Source organism: Enterobacter cloacae complex sp. 309I3, from assembly GCF_050031595.1.
GTDB lineage: Bacteria > Pseudomonadota > Gammaproteobacteria > Enterobacterales > Enterobacteriaceae > Enterobacter > Enterobacter cloacae.
In genome coordinates this window covers 216,933-231,347 of record NZ_JBLGWI010000001.1, presented here as the reverse complement: position 1 = coordinate 231,347, position 14,415 = coordinate 216,933, and the positions used below count along the sequence as shown (strand labels likewise).

Here is a 14,415-nt window from a genome sequence, read left to right as displayed (position 1 = left end):
CTAAATACCGCGAACGTTAAAACGCACAGCGAAAAATGCTGAGGTTATCCATAAGCAACGCGAAAAAAGATCAATCTATATATAAAAAAATACAATGGATTATGTCACAAAATCACGAACAGGCAGGAAGAAGCAGGACTAAGAGGTGTTTTGGCTAATCTGGACGAATAAAGCGTTAATGCAAAAAGGGCTAACCTTGCGGTTAGCCCTTTTTTGAATGTGGTCGGCGAGAGAGGATTCGAACCTCCGACCCACTGGTCCCAAACCAGTTGCGCTACCAAGCTGCGCTACTCGCCGAATGCGGAGCGCATCTTACTGCTGAGGTGCGCCCCCGTCAATCCCTTAATTTAAAAAAGCCATCCAACTGGCGATAAACTCGCCAGGCAAGCTACTGCGCGGCTTTGTGGCTGCTTTCAGGCAGTTTGCACCAGTTGTTATTTTCGTTAATCCCCCCGTCCGGAGAGGTATAACCCAGGCAACCCATGATGGTGTCGTACAACTCAACGTGACGGCGCGGTACCTTAATTTCTGCCTGCTGTTTCAGATGAGCAAACATTTTGGCTTTGTCAGGGTTCTCCAGGTACTTATCTGACATCCACATAATCATCGGTACACGGAATTGCTCCGGCGGCGCCAGCTTACGCGGCGTACCGTGCAAATGCTCTTGCTCGTTGATGGACTCGCCGTGATCAGCCGCATAGATCACAATCGCTTTCTTATCGCGAAGCTGGTCAATTACCCGGCTGAGGAACGTATCCACATACAGCACCGAGTTATCATAGGCATTAATCAGCTCCTGCTTGCTGCAGTATTTATTAATACCGATGCACTCAGGTTGCCATTTTGCGAAATCACGCGTGTAACGCTGATAGTAGCTGTAGTGCGATCCTTTGGTGTGCAGAACAATAAGATGCTTACCCTGCGGATGATTTTTCAGCGACTGCTCCATTTCTGAGAGTAGCAGCATGTCATCAACGGTCTTACCGCGGTTACGCGGCTCGGCGCCAATCTGCTCACGGTACGCGATGTTATCTGCAAGGGTGTTGGTGTAGAACCACATCTCACTTTGCATGGCGAACAAGTCTGAGCTGAAGCCAAGCTGCTTCAGTACGGCAAATACATTCTGCTCTTTAAGGGTACGCTGCGGGTTATCACTCGCACCGCCTTCACGTACAAACATACAGCGCAGCGAAAGCTTTGTGGCGGTATCACAAGAATAGCCGCGGTAAGCCACCAGGTTCTTTTCCTGTGCCAGTTTAGGCGTGGTATCACGGTCATAGCCCAGAATACCCATATGATCCCAGCGCGTTGTTTCACCAATAACAAACACGACGTAAGTATCATCGAGCCCGTCAGCGGGTGCCTCGTAGTGGAATTTTTTGGTCGGATTCATCAGCGATTTCACATCGCTGGATTCATCCGCCTGCGCCCAGGCATAGAGACCTAACGCTGAAAGCCAGTTTGACGGCAGATACGAGTTGGCCACAACTCCGCCATAGCTTGGCATATCGACACCCGTTGCCTTTTCGATGCGTTTTTGCTGTTTTTCCATCAGGCGAATAGGCGCCCATACCAGCAAACCGGCCAGCAGGACCACGGCGACAGTGCGGATCCGCTGTCCACGAGTGCGCAACTGGCGTAACAACGTATAGCGGCAGGTATTACTCCAGATAAAGAAGAGTGGGAGCAGACAGGTTAAAATTGTCCAGACGATAAAGCCTTTACCCACAACCTCTTTCGAGAGGTCAATGTCAGTGGTCATTACCGACGCAACGATACCGTAGCCAATGACGACGTTCATAAAGGTCATGTAATAGCTGGCGGCGGCGGAAATTATCACCACCAGCGAGGCCAGAATTTGCCACGTGCGACGGCCGAAGAGAGATAACAGGCGTAACAAGAAAAATGTCGCGAGGACTGAGCCGAACACTTCAATAGCGGCAAAAATTCCATTTCTTACGGTGAGGTCTTCGAAATAACCTTCCACTCGTCTGAACAGCACCGCGCCATTCAGAAATAATCCGATATAGACAGCCAGCATCAGACACAATCTTTGCTGGGTAATAGACCTAATGTATTTCATGCAAACAACCCTGGGGGAAGGGGTATAAAGACCCGCCGAATCTCAGTGAGAAAGCGGACAGAGTAAGTAAATGCGTAAGAAAGCGTTATCAGAAACGTCTACAAGCGCCGTAAGTAGACCACAGCGGGAGAGAAAAGTGGCAGCGGAGAATGTGATCGGTGCAAATTTTTACAAAATAACAAGTCTGGAAGCATATCAAATAAAGGTTAAAGAGGCCGTTAAGGCCTCTTTAATTTAGGTTAAGCATGTGCTTCATTAAACACTTCGCGCTGCGGCTGCCGAATCGTCGTCGACAGGGCCAGCGAAATAATCAACAGGGCGAATATTACGCAGAAGGTGACATAGAATCCGCCGAACAGCGAGGCAATTAACGAGCCGCAAATGCTGCCGATGCCAAAGCCTAAGTAAATCACGCCGTAATTTTTCGCCAGGTTGTTCAGACCAAAGAACTCGCTCACCAGTGACGGGAACACCGTGATGGTGCCGCCGAAGTTAAAGGCCACACAGGCAATCGCGGCAAAGAAAGTCGCTTCATTCAGGGGCGCAAACAGCAGAGCCGCCATACCCACCAGTGAAACCACCTGTCCAAGGGTAATCACGCGGATGCGGGCAATTTTATCGGACAGGATACCCAGCACCAGACGACCAGACAGGTTAGCGATAGAGATCACGGTCACCGCATTTGCCGCCGTCATGGCATCCAGTTTAACCATGCCCTGCGCGATATCTTTCGCCACACCAATCACATACAGGCCACTCATGCAGGCCGTCAGGAACATCACCGCCAGCATCCAGTACTGGGGTTTACGCATGGATTGAGCCAGGGTGAAGTCATTCTCCACCACGCCGTTAACGGTTTTCACTTCCTGCTGCGGTGCGTCTTTCATTAGGGTCGCGCCAAACAGGATCATCACCAGGACGATAGCCCCCCAGATCATGAAGGTTTTTTCGAGGCCAACCGACGCCAGCAGATGAGAGTCGATAAATTTAAATCCGAGGCTGCCCAGGCCATAAGAACCGATGGCAAACGCGGAGATTAACCCTTTACGCTCCGGGAACCATTTGACGCAGTTTGACAGAGTAAGCAGATAACCGGCACCGTCCGCCAGACCAACCAATACCCCGGCGCTCAGCCAGAGCATCATCAGGTTGTTTGAATACGCCGTCAGGAAAAAGCCCAATCCCAGCAGGATCCCCGAGGCCATCGTGACGCGTTTCACGCCGAACCGCTCCTGCAATTTGCCCGCAACCGAAGAGGACAGCGCCAGCCCAAGGCTTAGCAAACCGAAAGAGAACGCCACCTGACTGATCGGCGCACCGAGCTTGTCGGAAAGGGCACTGTTAAACAGGCTCCAGGTATAGACCGAGCCCAACGCAAACTGGGTGACGATGGTGCCAAAGAGCGTCAGCCAGCGTGTACGATTGTAGGAAGATGTATTCATGGCAGTTGTCCTGCAAGAGAAAGTAAGGGAATTTGCTGAGGACAACGATAAACAAAACCCTGATCCAGCTGGGGGAAAACGGCATGAGATGCAGGAGAAACGGAATGAAATGCCTGGAATCGGGAATGAACGACCTTGCCGGGGAGTGAAGCGACAGAATGTTAGTGTCCGCTATCGCTACAACCCCCACGGGTATTGTATTCAAGATGTTAACGTGACGTTTAAAATAGTAACAACGTTAGAAATTTGCACTTACGCCCAGCGTGTACAAAAACTGCTCTCCCGTCGTGCTGTCCTCCCCCTGCGCTAAGGAAGCATACGCCGCCATGTGCGAGGTGAAAGGAATATCGGTGCCTACGGTGACATCCATCCAGTTGCCATTTTGAGCCGGGGCAGGCGTTTGCGGCATCCCGAACTGGGATTTCCACTGATTTTCACCATACTGCTGGTTATAGCTAATCTGCGCCCAGGGACGAAGTTCGCCATATTGCGTATCCACGCGCCAGCCTAGCGTACTCACGCTGGCATGCCACAGGGGATCGGTCAGCGCCTGGGTTGTCACGCTATCACCAAACTCATTAATCATCATGGGCGTGGTGCCGTCATAACGCCATGCCACCACCGGGCCGGTCGTGACATGACCCGCCAGCGGAAAATTCCAGCCGACGCTCATCGCCCCCGCGGAGGTCGAGCCAGAGGGCAGATTCAGAGCCAGCCCCGGCGCATTTTGCGAAGACTGGATGCGCTCCGCCAGGATATCGTCATAACGCGGTTGGTGATCCGCATCCCATGTATAGCGTTCCGCCGTATTACTTTGCGGGTCTGAAACGATATATTCCTGTTGCCAGGCAAATGCTGAGTGACCAGAAAGCAGACAGGCTGAAATCCCCACCAGGCCAGAAACAGCATGGCGACCACTGATTTTTTTTATCATCAAAGCGACTCCAGAGAGAGCCGAATTCGGCGATTTTTATCATTGTTCAGGAAGAGGTTTTTAGGGTTTATGGCCCTGTATTAACTATTGTCTTTACAGGTCACACGTCAAGCCTGACGGAATGAAATTTTTGCGATAACCGTGTCATAAGGGAGATAACCGATGCAACGTTGCGGTTGGGTAAGCCAGGATCAGCTCTATATCGACTATCACGATCGGGAATGGGGCGTGCCGGAAACGGACGGCAAAAAACTTTTCGAGATGATCTGCCTGGAGGGTCAGCAGGCGGGTTTGTCATGGATTACGGTATTGAAGAAACGCGAAAACTACCGCAATGCCTTTCATCAGTTCGATCCCGTCCGGGTCGCCGCGATGACCGACGACGACGTGGAGCGACTGGTGCAGAATGCAGGCATCATCCGCCATCGCGGTAAGATCCAGGCCATTATCGGTAACGCACGCGCTTACCTGGCAATGGAACAAAACGGTGAACCGTTCTCAGAGTTTGTCTGGACGTTTGTGAATAACGATCCGCAAATTACGCAGGCCGCCACGCTCGCGGAAATTCCCGCCTCGACTCCGGCCTCGGACGCACTCTCGAAAGCGCTGAAAAAACGCGGCTTTAAGTTTGTCGGCTCCACCATCTGCTACGCCTTTATGCAGGCCTGTGGCCTGGTCAATGACCATGTTACCGGCTGCTTCTGTCATCCGGGAGGCCATCATGATCCGCAAATGGCAAAGTGAGAATACCGCGTCGCTTTTGAGCCTATGGCTTGAAAGTACCACGGAAGCGCATCCGTTTATTGAGGCGAGCTACTGGAAAGAGAACGAAGCCATGGTGCGGGACGTTTATCTGCCGTCGGCCGAAACCTGGGTCTGGGAACAGGATGGCGAACCTCACGGGTTTATCAGCGTGATGCAGTCTCAGTTTGTCGGCGCACTATTTGTCGCACCGGCGTACATCGGCAAAGGCATCGGACGCGCGCTGCTGAACCACGTTCAACAGCGCTTCCCGCATTTAAGCCTGGAGGTATATCAAAAAAATGTCCGGGCGGTAAATTTCTACCATGCACAGGGCTTTCGCATTGAGGACAGCGCCTGGCAGGATGACACCCAACACCCGACGTGGATCATGAGTTGGCAGGCGGATCAAACGCCGTCAGAGTAAGCTCGGGTCCCTGATATTTCTCAACCCATGCCAGCGCCGTATTGCCTGCGCAGCCATTCCCCAGCTTCGAGCTGGGGAGATCTTTGGTCAGCACGTTAACGGCACCGTTTTTACAAATACCGCTCTCGTCCAGGTCCGGCCACGCGCCCTGGTGGATGCAGATCACGCCTGGTTTGATTCCGTCGCTCACCACCGCTCCGGCCAACACCTGCCCACGATGGTTCCAGACGCGCACCAGATCGCCATCCGCAATCCCGCGCGCTTTCGCATCTTCAGCATGAAGCGTGATCGGCTCCCGCCCGGCGACCGCATACTGCTCGCGCAGCGACGAATAGTTAAGCTGGCTGTGCAGGCGATGCGCGGGGTGCGCGGATAACACCTGGAGCTGCTCCGGCTGGGCATTGCCGTGCCACTCATCCGGTTCAAGCCATGTGGGATGCGCAGGACAATCCGCGTACCCAAAGCGGGCAATGCGCTCACTGTAAATCACAATCTTTCCGCTCTCGGTTTTCAGCGGATGGTTCTCCGGGTCGCGACGGAAATCGGCGAAACGGACAAACTGCGCGTTCTGCTCGCTCTCCGGCATTTCGAAAATCGCGTTCGCTTCCCAGAATTCCGCAAACGGCGGCAGCGTCACCCCCTGGGCCGCACCGCGCTGAGCGGCAATCTGATAGAACGTTTCCAGCCACTCAAGATCGGTTTTCCCTTCGGTGAAACGCTCACGACCGCCCGCTTCCCACCGTTCGCTCAGTTCTGCAAATACGTCAAAATCATCACGCGCTTCATCCCGCGGTGCTACCACACGTTTCATCGGCACCATATGCTGATTGCTGTAGTCACCGGTCATGGTGAGATCGTTACGCTCGTACGAGGTCGTGGCCGGCAGCACGATATCGGCATGTTTGGCGGAGGCGGTCCAGAAGCATTCCGAAATCACCACCAGCTCCGGCTTCTGCCAGGCGCGGATCAAACGATTGGTATCCTGATGGTGCGTGAAATTCGCCCCACCCGCCCACCAGACAAACTTAATATCCGGGAAATGGCGGTCCAGACCGTTATGCTGATAAAACCCGCCCGGGTTTTCCAGGGCTTCAACAATACGCGCCACCGGAATTTTATCCACGGCATCAACGCCGCCCTTCACCGATCCCTGCATGGAGGCCAGCACGGCGGCTTTACGGGTGGGGTTGCCGCCATTGGCAAAGTGATAAGAGAGCCCAAACCCGCCGCCCGGCGTACCAATTTGCCCAAGCATCGCGGCAAGCGTCACCAGCATCCAGTGTTTTTGCTCGCCAAACTGCTGGCGCTGCATGCCCCAACCGGACATCAACATCGTGGTGTTTTCATGGAACAACGCGGCCAGTTCACGAAGCTTGTCAGCAGGAATGCCACAAATATCGGCTGCCCACGCTGCCGTTTTGGCAACACCATCCGTTTTACCCGTCAGATAATCGGCGAATTTGTCGAAGCCCGATGTGCAACGCGCGAGGAAGTCGGCGTCGTGCCAGCCATTCTCTACCAGCGTGTGGGCGATACCCAGCATCATCGCCACGTCAGTACCCATATGCGGGGCGAGCCATTCGGCACTGTCACCAAAGAAATCCAGGGTTTCAGAGCGCATGGGGTCAATACAGATGATGCGCTTACCGCTCTTGCGCAGCGCATCAAAATAGCCAATACCCTGCTCGTCGGAAGCATTCCAGGCAATTTTCAGCGTGTTGAGAGGGTTGGCACTCCACAGCACCACCACCTCGGTATGCTCCAGTACCAGCGGCCAGCTGGTCTGCTGCTGATAAACCTCATTACCGCCGACGACGTACGGCATGATCGCCTGCGCCGCGCCGGTGGAGTAATCCCCCAGATGGCCCGTGTAGCCGCCGGCCAGGCTCATGTAGCGCTGCAGCAATGTCGATGCTTTATGCAGTACGCCGTTAGAACGCCAGCCGTAAGAGCCGGCAAAAATGGATGCAGGCCCATAGCTGTCGCGGATGCGCTTGTGCTGGGCGTGGATCAGCGCCAGCGCGTCATCCCAGCTCACACGCACAAACTCATCCTGACCACGAATGCCCTGCGGCTTGTCCGGCGAAGCCAGAAATCCTTTACGCACCATCGGCCAGCGCACACGGGTTTTGCTGTGCACCTGATCGCGAACGACGGTCTGTAAAGAGTTAGGGTGTTGTGTTGGCAATGCCCCACGGGAAGACAGGACATTTTCGCCGTCGGTTTCGACCAGCATCGGCCCCCAGTGGGCGGCGGTCAGAATGGTTTTTGTTGAGGTGCTCAAAGCGTGCGCTCCTGGTTGCGTGCAGGTTTACGGTCTTGTTATTGAGGCCGTTTATGGTTTGTCACAAATTTCAGAGTTATCCCCGGAATTTTCTCCGTATCCGGACGTCATAATCAACTGCCACGTCCGTCGTGGCAAAGAATAAAAAGGATTAAGGAAAGAAGATGAAAAAACGCGTACTCGTTATTGCCGCTCTGGTGAGCGGTGCACTGGCGGTTTCTGGCTGCACAACAAACCCATACACCGGTGAACGCGAAGCGGGTAAATCCGGCATCGGCGCGGGTATCGGTTCACTGGTCGGGGCGGGTGTAGGTGCGCTCTCCTCCTCCAAAAAAGACCGCGGTAAAGGCGCGCTGATTGGCGCAGCGGCAGGCGCAGCACTCGGCGGCGGCGTGGGTTATTACATGGATGTGCAGGAAGCGAAGCTGCGCGACAAAATGAAAGGCACAGGCGTGAGCGTCACGCGCAGCGGTGACAACATCATCCTGAATATGCCTAACAACGTGACCTTCGACAGCAGCAGCGCAACGCTGAAACCTGCCGGTGCGAATACCCTGACCGGCGTGGCGATGGTGCTAAAAGAGTACAACAAGACCGCCGTGAATGTGATTGGCTACACCGACAGCACCGGCAGCCAGGAGCTGAACATGCGTCTGTCTCAGCAGCGTGCTGATTCCGTGGCCAGCTCGCTGATCACCCAGGGCGTTGAAGCGAACCGTATCCGCACCAGCGGTATGGGCCCGGCAAACCCTATCGCCAGCAACAGCACGGCGGAAGGCAAAGCGCAGAACCGCCGCGTTGAGATTACGTTGAGTCCTGTGCAGTAGGTGGAAGCAAAACGGCAACATTCGTTGCCGTTTTAAGTGTTTGCGCCCTCTCCCGTGGGAGAGGGTTAGGGTGAGGGCATCAAGCAGCACCTTCCATAATGAACCACTTGCCATCGTTGATTTTCCCGCTAAGGTATTCTCACTAAAGTCAGGGAATTCAGTGATGAGCAAACCAACACGGGCCACCATCAGCGACGTGGCGAAAGCCGCCAGAACCGGTAAAACCAGTATTTCACGCTATCTCAACGGCGAGAAACACCTGCTTTCCGATGCGCTGCTGGCACGTATTGAGCAGGCCATTGCCGATCTCGACTACCGCCCCAGCATCATGGCGCGCGGACTTAAACGTGGCCGTACCCGCCTTATCGGGCTTATCATCGCCGATATTACCAACCCCTACTCGGTAAACGTGCTGAGCGGTATCGAAGCCGCCTGTCGCGAGAAAGGTTTTACCCCGCTGGTCTGTAACACCAACAACGAGGTGGACCAGGAGCTGCATTATCTCGATCTGCTGCGCAGCTACCAGGTGGAAGGTATCGTGGTCAATGCCGTGGGTATGCGCGAGGAAGGGTTAAACCGGCTGCAACAGTCTTCCCTGCCGATGGTGCTCATCGATCGTAAAATCCCCGAATTCGCCTGCGACGTCGTCGGGCTGGATAATACCCAGGCGGCCACGACTGCAACCGAGCATCTGATCGAACAGGGCTTCGAAGCAATTCTGTTCCTGAGCGAGCCTCTGGGCATGGTGAATACCCGTCGCGAGCGCCTGAATGCATTTCGTGCCACCCTGGAGCGTTATCCCGGAGTGATCGCCGAAAACGCCGAAACTCCGCTTCATGAAGCCGACCAGCTCGACAATACCCTGCGTCAGTTCCACACGCGCCATCGCGGGATGCGCAAAGCTGTGATTTCGGCCAATGGGGCGCTGACGCTTCAGGTCGCCCGCTCGCTCAAACGCATTGGCCTGCACTGGGGCAGCGATATCGGCCTGCTGGGTTTCGATGAACTGGAGTGGGCAGAACTGGCCGGGGTAGGCATCACCACGCTCAAACAGCCGACCTGGCAAATCGGCTATGCCGCTGTTGAACAAGTGGTTCGTCGCATTGAAGGGATCAGCGATGCCGTGCGCGAGCAGGTCTTTTCCGGCGAGCTGATTGTCCGCGGCTCCACCGCCCGTTAATTTCCCCTTGTGATGACGATCATAAATTCAACATCCTGAACTTTTCTTTGGAACCGGTTCCATCTAGCGTAATAGTATCGATGTACGTTTGATGGAGTTCCTGAATGGGCAGAAAAATAATGGTGGTCACCGCCGCGTATGGTGCGGATCAGGTGCGACAGGCTGGCGGCCAACGGGCGATGCTGCCCGTAATTGCCGGTGCGGGTGCCGACGGCGTAGAGATCCGCCGGGAGCTGTTCAACAGTGAAGAGCTACAGGCGCTGCCTGCGCTGGGCGAATCTATTGAGCTGCTGGGCCTGCTGGCGTGTTATTCCGCACCCGCCCCCCTGTTTATGCCCGACGGTACCCTCAACCCCGACCTTCCCCGCTACCTTTCCGAAGCCAGCACGCTCAACGCGCTGTGGCTGAAGGTATCCCTGGGTCATTTCAACGGCACCCGGCCGCTTACCGCCCTGCGCGCTTTGCTCAATGAGAGCGGCATGGCGCTGGTGGTGGAAAACGACCAGACCGACTGCGGCCAGCTTGCGCCGATGCAGCGCTTCCAGGCCGCCTGCCGGGAAATGGCGCTCCCCGTCACGCTGACCTTCGACATGGGTAACTGGCTGTGGGTCGGCGACTCGCCGGAAGAAGCGGCAACCCGTCTGGCTCCGGCGGTCAGCTATATCCACGTGAAAGCCGCCGTACCGCATAAAGCGCAGTTCCGCGCCGTCGCGCCGGATCGCGCCGATGCGCGCTGGCTGGCCCTGCTCAGTCAGTTGCCTGCCGATGCACCACGCGGGATCGAGTTCCCACTGGAAGGGGCGGACTTAACCGCTGTCACCCGGCATTACGTTAACCTGCTGCGCGAGGAGTAAACCATGCACAAGACACTGGATGTGATCACTATCGGTGAAGCCATGGCGATGTTTGTCGCTACCGAGACCGGTGAGCTGAGCACGGTTGAGCACTTTATCAAACGCGTGGCAGGCGCAGAGCTGAATGTGGCAACGGGGCTGGCACGCCTCGGCCTGAAAACAGGCTGGGTCAGCCGCGTGGGTGACGACAGCTTTGGTCACTTCGTTCTTGATTCGCTGAAAAAAGAGGGGATTGATGCCGCAGGCGTAACGCTCGATGGACGCTTCCCGACCGGCTTTCAGCTTAAATCTAAAGTCGAAAATGGAACCGATCCCATCGTGGAATACTTCCGCAAAGGGTCGGCGGCAAGCCATCTCTCGGTGGAAGATTATCACGCCGGCTACTTTGCGAGTGCACGCCATCTGCACCTGAGCGGTGTGGCAGCCGCGTTGTCGGCCAGCTCGTATGAGCTGCTCGATCATGCCGCGACCACCATGAAGGCTCAGGGGAAAACGATCTCTTTCGATCCTAACCTGCGCCCGGTGTTGTGGAAAAGCGAGGCGGAGATGGTCGAGAAGCTGAACCGTCTGGCATTCCAGGCGGACTGGGTTCTGCCGGGGGTGAAAGAAGGCGTGATCCTCACCGGTGAAAATACGCCGGAAGGGATTGCCGATTTTTACCTGAATAAAGGGGTAAAAGCGGTGGTACTGAAAACCGGTGCTGATGGCGCATGGTTTAAAACCGCGGATGGTGAACAGGGCGCGGTCGCGGCCGTGAAGGTTGAGAACGTAGTCGATACCGTCGGCGCGGGCGATGGCTTTGCTGTCGGGGTCATTAGCGCCCTGCTGGAAGGCAAACCGCTGCCGCAGGCCATCGCCCGAGGCAACTGGATCGGCTCGCTGGCCATTCAGGTGCAGGGCGACAGTGAAGGATTGCCGACGCGCGCGCAGCTTAACGAATAAATCCCTTTTCCCGTGGGAGAGGGCCAGGGTGAGGGCAACGACCCGCACATATAATTAAACCACCGTGTACCCTACAGACAACGGCGGTAACCACCTCAACAACAGAGGCAAGCCTATGAACAGTTCGACCAATGCAGTAAAACGCTGGTGGTACATCATGCCAATCGTGTTTATCACGTACAGCCTGGCGTACCTTGATCGTGCCAACTTCAGTTTCGCATCCGCCGCGGGGATCACCGAAGACCTCGGGATCACCAAAGGTATTTCATCTCTGCTGGGCGCCCTTTTCTTCCTGGGCTACTTCTTCTTCCAGATCCCCGGCGCGATCTACGCCGAACGCCGCAGCGTGCGTAAGCTGATCTTCGTCTGTCTGATCCTGTGGGGCGCCTGCGCGTCGCTTACCGGCGTGGTCAATAATATCCCTGCCCTGGCCGCTATTCGCTTTATCCTTGGGGTAGTTGAGGCGGCGGTGATGCCCGCAATGCTGATCTACATCAGCAACTGGTTTACCAAATCTGAACGTTCCCGTGCGAACACCTTCCTGATCCTCGGTAACCCGGTCACCGTACTGTGGATGTCAGTGGTGTCCGGCTACCTGATCCAGTCTTTCGGCTGGCGTGAGATGTTTATCATCGAAGGGGTGCCGGCAATCATCTGGGCCTTCTGCTGGTGGGTGCTGGTAAAAGATAAACCAGCTCAGGCGAAATGGCTCTCCGAAGATGAAAAAGCCGCACTGCAGGCGCAGCTGGATAAAGAGCAGCAAGGGCTGAAGGCGGTGCGTAACTATGGCGAAGCCTTCCGCTCCCGCAACGTGATCCTGCTGTGCGCGCAGTATTTTACCTGGAGTATAGGCGTGTACGGTTTCGTACTGTGGTTGCCGTCAATTATCCGCAGCGGCGGGGAAAATCTCGGTATGGTGGAAGTCGGCTGGCTCTCCTCCGTGCCCTATCTGGCGGCAACTATCGCGATGATCATCGTCTCCTGGGCATCGGACAAACTGCAAAATCGTAAGCTGTTTGTCTGGCCACTGCTGCTGATCGCTGCCTTTGCTTTCATCGGCTCCTGGGCCGTGGGCGCAAACCACTTCTGGGTCTCCTATACGCTGCTGGTGATTGCCGGTGCGGCGATGTACGCCCCGTATGGTCCCTTCTTCGCCATCATCCCGGAGATGCTGCCGCGTAATGTGGCAGGCGGCGCGATGGCACTGATTAACAGTATGGGTGCGCTCGGTTCGTTCTGCGGCTCCTGGTTCGTTGGTTACCTGAACGGTGCAACCGGCAGCCCGTCAGCCTCATACATCTTTATGGGAGTGGCGCTTTTCGCCTCAGTATGGCTTACTCTGATTGTTAAGCCTGCTAATAATCAACAACTCCCCGTCGGCGCACGCCACGCCTGAATCATTAAAAATCAACGGAGATAAGCATGAAGCCGTCCGTCATTTTGTATAAAGCACTGCCTGATGATCTGCAAAAACGCCTGGAAGAACACTTCACCGTCACGCAGGTGAAGAACCTAAGCCCGGACACGGTGGCACAACACGCCGGGGCGTTCGCCCGGGCCGAAGGCCTGCTGGGTTCAAGCGAAAAAGTGGATGTCGCGTTGCTGGAAAAAATGCCGAAGCTTCGTGCTACCTCAACCGTTTCCGTGGGTTACGACAATTTTGACGTGGACGCCCTCAACGCGCGCAACATCCTGCTGATGCATACGCCACATGCCCTGACGGAGACCGTGGCCGACACGCTGATGGCGCTGATGCTCAGCACTGCCCGCCGCGTGGTGGAGGTGGCCGAGCGCGTCAAAGCGGGCGAGTGGACAAAAAGCATCGGCCCGGACTGGTTCGGTGTGGATGTTCATGGCAAAACGCTGGGGATTGTTGGCATGGGCCGGATCGGCCTGGCGCTGGCGCAGCGTGCGCATTTCGGTTTTAACATGCCGATTCTGTATAACGCACGTCGCCATCACAGCGAAGCCGAAGAACGCTTCAACGCCCGCTATTGCGAGTTGGATACGCTGTTGCAGGAAGCGGATTTTGTCTGTCTGATCCTGCCTCTGACGGACGAAACCCGGCATCTGATTGGCAAAGCGGCGTTTGAAAAGATGAAGAAATCCGCCATTTTCATCAATGCGGGTCGTGGCCCGGTCGTTGATGAGAAGGCGTTAATTGAGGCGCTACAAAACGGTGAGATCCATGCGGCCGGTCTGGACGTGTTTGAACAGGAGCCGCTGCCGGTGGATTCGCCGCTGCTTTCGCTGCCTAACGTGGTCGCGCTGCCCCATATTGGTTCTGCGACGCACGAGACGCGTTACAACATGGCGGCCACCGCGGTGGATAATCTGATCGCCGCGCTGAACGGAAACGTGGAGAAAAACTGCGTCAATCCACAGGTCCAACAGTAGAAACGAAAAAACCCGCCAGAAGGCGGGTTTTTAAATTCTTTGCTACTGGGTTGGAAGCTTACAGGCTTACAACGTTACCAGCTGCTGGGCCTTTAGCGCCGCTTTCGATGGTGAAGGACACTTTCTGACCTTCGTCCAGAGATTTGTAGCCATCGTTCTGGATAGCAGAGAAGTGTACGAACACGTCTTTAGAGCCATCGTCAGGAGTGATGAAGCCGAAACCTTTATCAGCGTTGAACCATTTTACCAGACCAGTCATTTTAGCAGACATAGAATTACCTTAATTAACAAATATATTGTGCCT

The 14,415-nt window shown here is 55.3% G+C and carries 13 protein-coding genes and 1 tRNA gene; 8 read left to right on the top strand and 6 right to left on the bottom strand.

Annotation, left to right across the window (positions count from 1 at the left end; all coding sequences use genetic code 11):
* Positions 1–220: 220 nt before the first annotated feature.
* The 4 genes from ACQG22_RS01090 to ACQG22_RS01075 all read right to left on the bottom strand — a co-directional run bounded on the left by ACQG22_RS01090 (position 221) and on the right by ACQG22_RS01075 (position 4,462).
* Positions 221–297, bottom strand: a tRNA-Pro gene (locus tag ACQG22_RS01090).
* Between the two features lie 91 nt (positions 298–388).
* The gene (eptB, locus tag ACQG22_RS01085; RefSeq protein ID WP_058683596.1) at positions 389–2,083 is read right to left on the bottom strand and encodes a kdo(2)-lipid A phosphoethanolamine 7''-transferase; all 1,695 of its coding nucleotides are present in this window, start codon (positions 2,081–2,083) and stop codon (positions 389–391) included.
* A gap of 239 nt (positions 2,084–2,322) precedes the next feature.
* Positions 2,323–3,525 (bottom strand): L-lactate MFS transporter, encoded by a 1,203-nt coding sequence (locus ACQG22_RS01080; protein WP_029882721.1) that lies wholly within the window; start codon positions 3,523–3,525, stop codon positions 2,323–2,325.
* Positions 3,526–3,763: 238 nt separating this feature from the next.
* A complete protein-coding gene (locus ACQG22_RS01075) occupies positions 3,764–4,462 on the bottom strand; it encodes an autotransporter domain-containing protein (RefSeq protein ID WP_023620076.1) in 699 nt (232 codons plus the stop codon).
* Between the two features lie 159 nt (positions 4,463–4,621).
* Between ACQG22_RS01075 and tag the strand changes: the two genes are divergently transcribed.
* Positions 4,622–5,203, top strand: coding sequence for a DNA-3-methyladenine glycosylase I (tag, locus tag ACQG22_RS01070; RefSeq protein ID WP_058650613.1), 582 nt, complete (start codon positions 4,622–4,624; stop codon positions 5,201–5,203).
* A complete protein-coding gene (locus tag ACQG22_RS01065) occupies positions 5,181–5,627 on the top strand; it encodes an N-acetyltransferase (RefSeq protein WP_102752339.1) in 447 nt (148 codons plus the stop codon). The genes tag and ACQG22_RS01065 overlap by 23 nt, the downstream gene beginning before the upstream one ends.
* Here ACQG22_RS01065 and ACQG22_RS01060 read toward each other — a convergent pair.
* On the bottom strand, positions 5,590–7,911 hold the full coding sequence (locus tag ACQG22_RS01060; RefSeq protein ID WP_102752340.1) for a molybdopterin guanine dinucleotide-containing S/N-oxide reductase: 2,322 nt from the start codon (positions 7,909–7,911) through the stop codon (positions 5,590–5,592). The genes ACQG22_RS01065 and ACQG22_RS01060 overlap by 38 nt on opposite strands.
* A 164-nt stretch (positions 7,912–8,075) precedes the next feature.
* Here ACQG22_RS01060 and ACQG22_RS01055 point away from each other — a divergent pair, with 164 nt between their 5' ends.
* The 6 genes from ACQG22_RS01055 to ghrB all read left to right on the top strand — a co-directional run bounded on the left by ACQG22_RS01055 (position 8,076) and on the right by ghrB (position 14,111).
* Positions 8,076–8,738, top strand: coding sequence for an OmpA family lipoprotein (locus ACQG22_RS01055; protein WP_023620074.1), 663 nt, complete (start codon positions 8,076–8,078; stop codon positions 8,736–8,738).
* 163 nt (positions 8,739–8,901) lie between these two features.
* Positions 8,902–9,918: a LacI family DNA-binding transcriptional regulator gene (locus tag ACQG22_RS01050; RefSeq protein WP_013094979.1), complete on the top strand. Its 1,017-nt coding sequence runs from the start codon at positions 8,902–8,904 to the stop codon at positions 9,916–9,918.
* 104 nt (positions 9,919–10,022) lie between these two features.
* Complete coding sequence (locus ACQG22_RS01045; RefSeq protein ID WP_057072699.1) at positions 10,023–10,772, top strand: sugar phosphate isomerase/epimerase family protein; 750 nt, start codon at positions 10,023–10,025, stop codon at positions 10,770–10,772.
* Between the two features lie 3 nt (positions 10,773–10,775).
* Positions 10,776–11,714, top strand: coding sequence for a sugar kinase (locus tag ACQG22_RS01040; RefSeq protein ID WP_102752341.1), 939 nt, complete (start codon positions 10,776–10,778; stop codon positions 11,712–11,714).
* A gap of 115 nt (positions 11,715–11,829) precedes the next feature.
* On the top strand, positions 11,830–13,110 hold the full coding sequence (locus tag ACQG22_RS01035) for an MFS transporter (protein WP_013094976.1): 1,281 nt from the start codon (positions 11,830–11,832) through the stop codon (positions 13,108–13,110).
* 26 nt (positions 13,111–13,136) lie between these two features.
* Positions 13,137–14,111 carry a glyoxylate/hydroxypyruvate reductase GhrB gene (gene ghrB / locus ACQG22_RS01030; RefSeq protein ID WP_320702342.1) on the top strand — a complete coding sequence of 325 codons (975 nt, stop codon included), beginning with the start codon at positions 13,137–13,139 and terminating at the stop codon, positions 14,109–14,111.
* A gap of 58 nt (positions 14,112–14,169) precedes the next feature.
* On the opposite strand, the gene cspE is transcribed toward ghrB, so the two are convergent.
* Positions 14,170–14,382, bottom strand: coding sequence for a transcription antiterminator/RNA stability regulator CspE (gene cspE / locus ACQG22_RS01025; RefSeq protein WP_003860775.1), 213 nt, complete (start codon positions 14,380–14,382; stop codon positions 14,170–14,172).
* Between the last annotated feature and the right edge of the window lie 33 nt (positions 14,383–14,415).

Coding starts and splice junctions, on each gene's coding strand:
- ACQG22_RS01055 (WP_023620074.1), top strand. CDS start 8,076: ATGAAAAAACGCGTACTCGTTATTGCCGCTCTGGTGAGCGGTGCACTG.
- tag (WP_058650613.1), top strand. CDS start 4,622: ATGCAACGTTGCGGTTGGGTAAGCCAGGATCAGCTCTATATCGACTAT.
- eptB (WP_058683596.1), bottom strand. CDS start 2,083: ATGAAATACATTAGGTCTATTACCCAGCAAAGATTGTGTCTGATGCTG.
- ACQG22_RS01045 (WP_057072699.1), top strand. CDS start 10,023: ATGGGCAGAAAAATAATGGTGGTCACCGCCGCGTATGGTGCGGATCAG.
- ACQG22_RS01080 (WP_029882721.1), bottom strand. CDS start 3,525: ATGAATACATCTTCCTACAATCGTACACGCTGGCTGACGCTCTTTGGC.
- ACQG22_RS01050 (WP_013094979.1), top strand. CDS start 8,902: ATGAGCAAACCAACACGGGCCACCATCAGCGACGTGGCGAAAGCCGCC.
- ghrB (WP_320702342.1), top strand. CDS start 13,137: ATGAAGCCGTCCGTCATTTTGTATAAAGCACTGCCTGATGATCTGCAA.
- ACQG22_RS01035 (WP_013094976.1), top strand. CDS start 11,830: ATGAACAGTTCGACCAATGCAGTAAAACGCTGGTGGTACATCATGCCA.
- cspE (WP_003860775.1), bottom strand. CDS start 14,382: ATGTCTGCTAAAATGACTGGTCTGGTAAAATGGTTCAACGCTGATAAA.
- ACQG22_RS01040 (WP_102752341.1), top strand. CDS start 10,776: ATGCACAAGACACTGGATGTGATCACTATCGGTGAAGCCATGGCGATG.
- ACQG22_RS01065 (WP_102752339.1), top strand. CDS start 5,181: ATGATCCGCAAATGGCAAAGTGAGAATACCGCGTCGCTTTTGAGCCTA.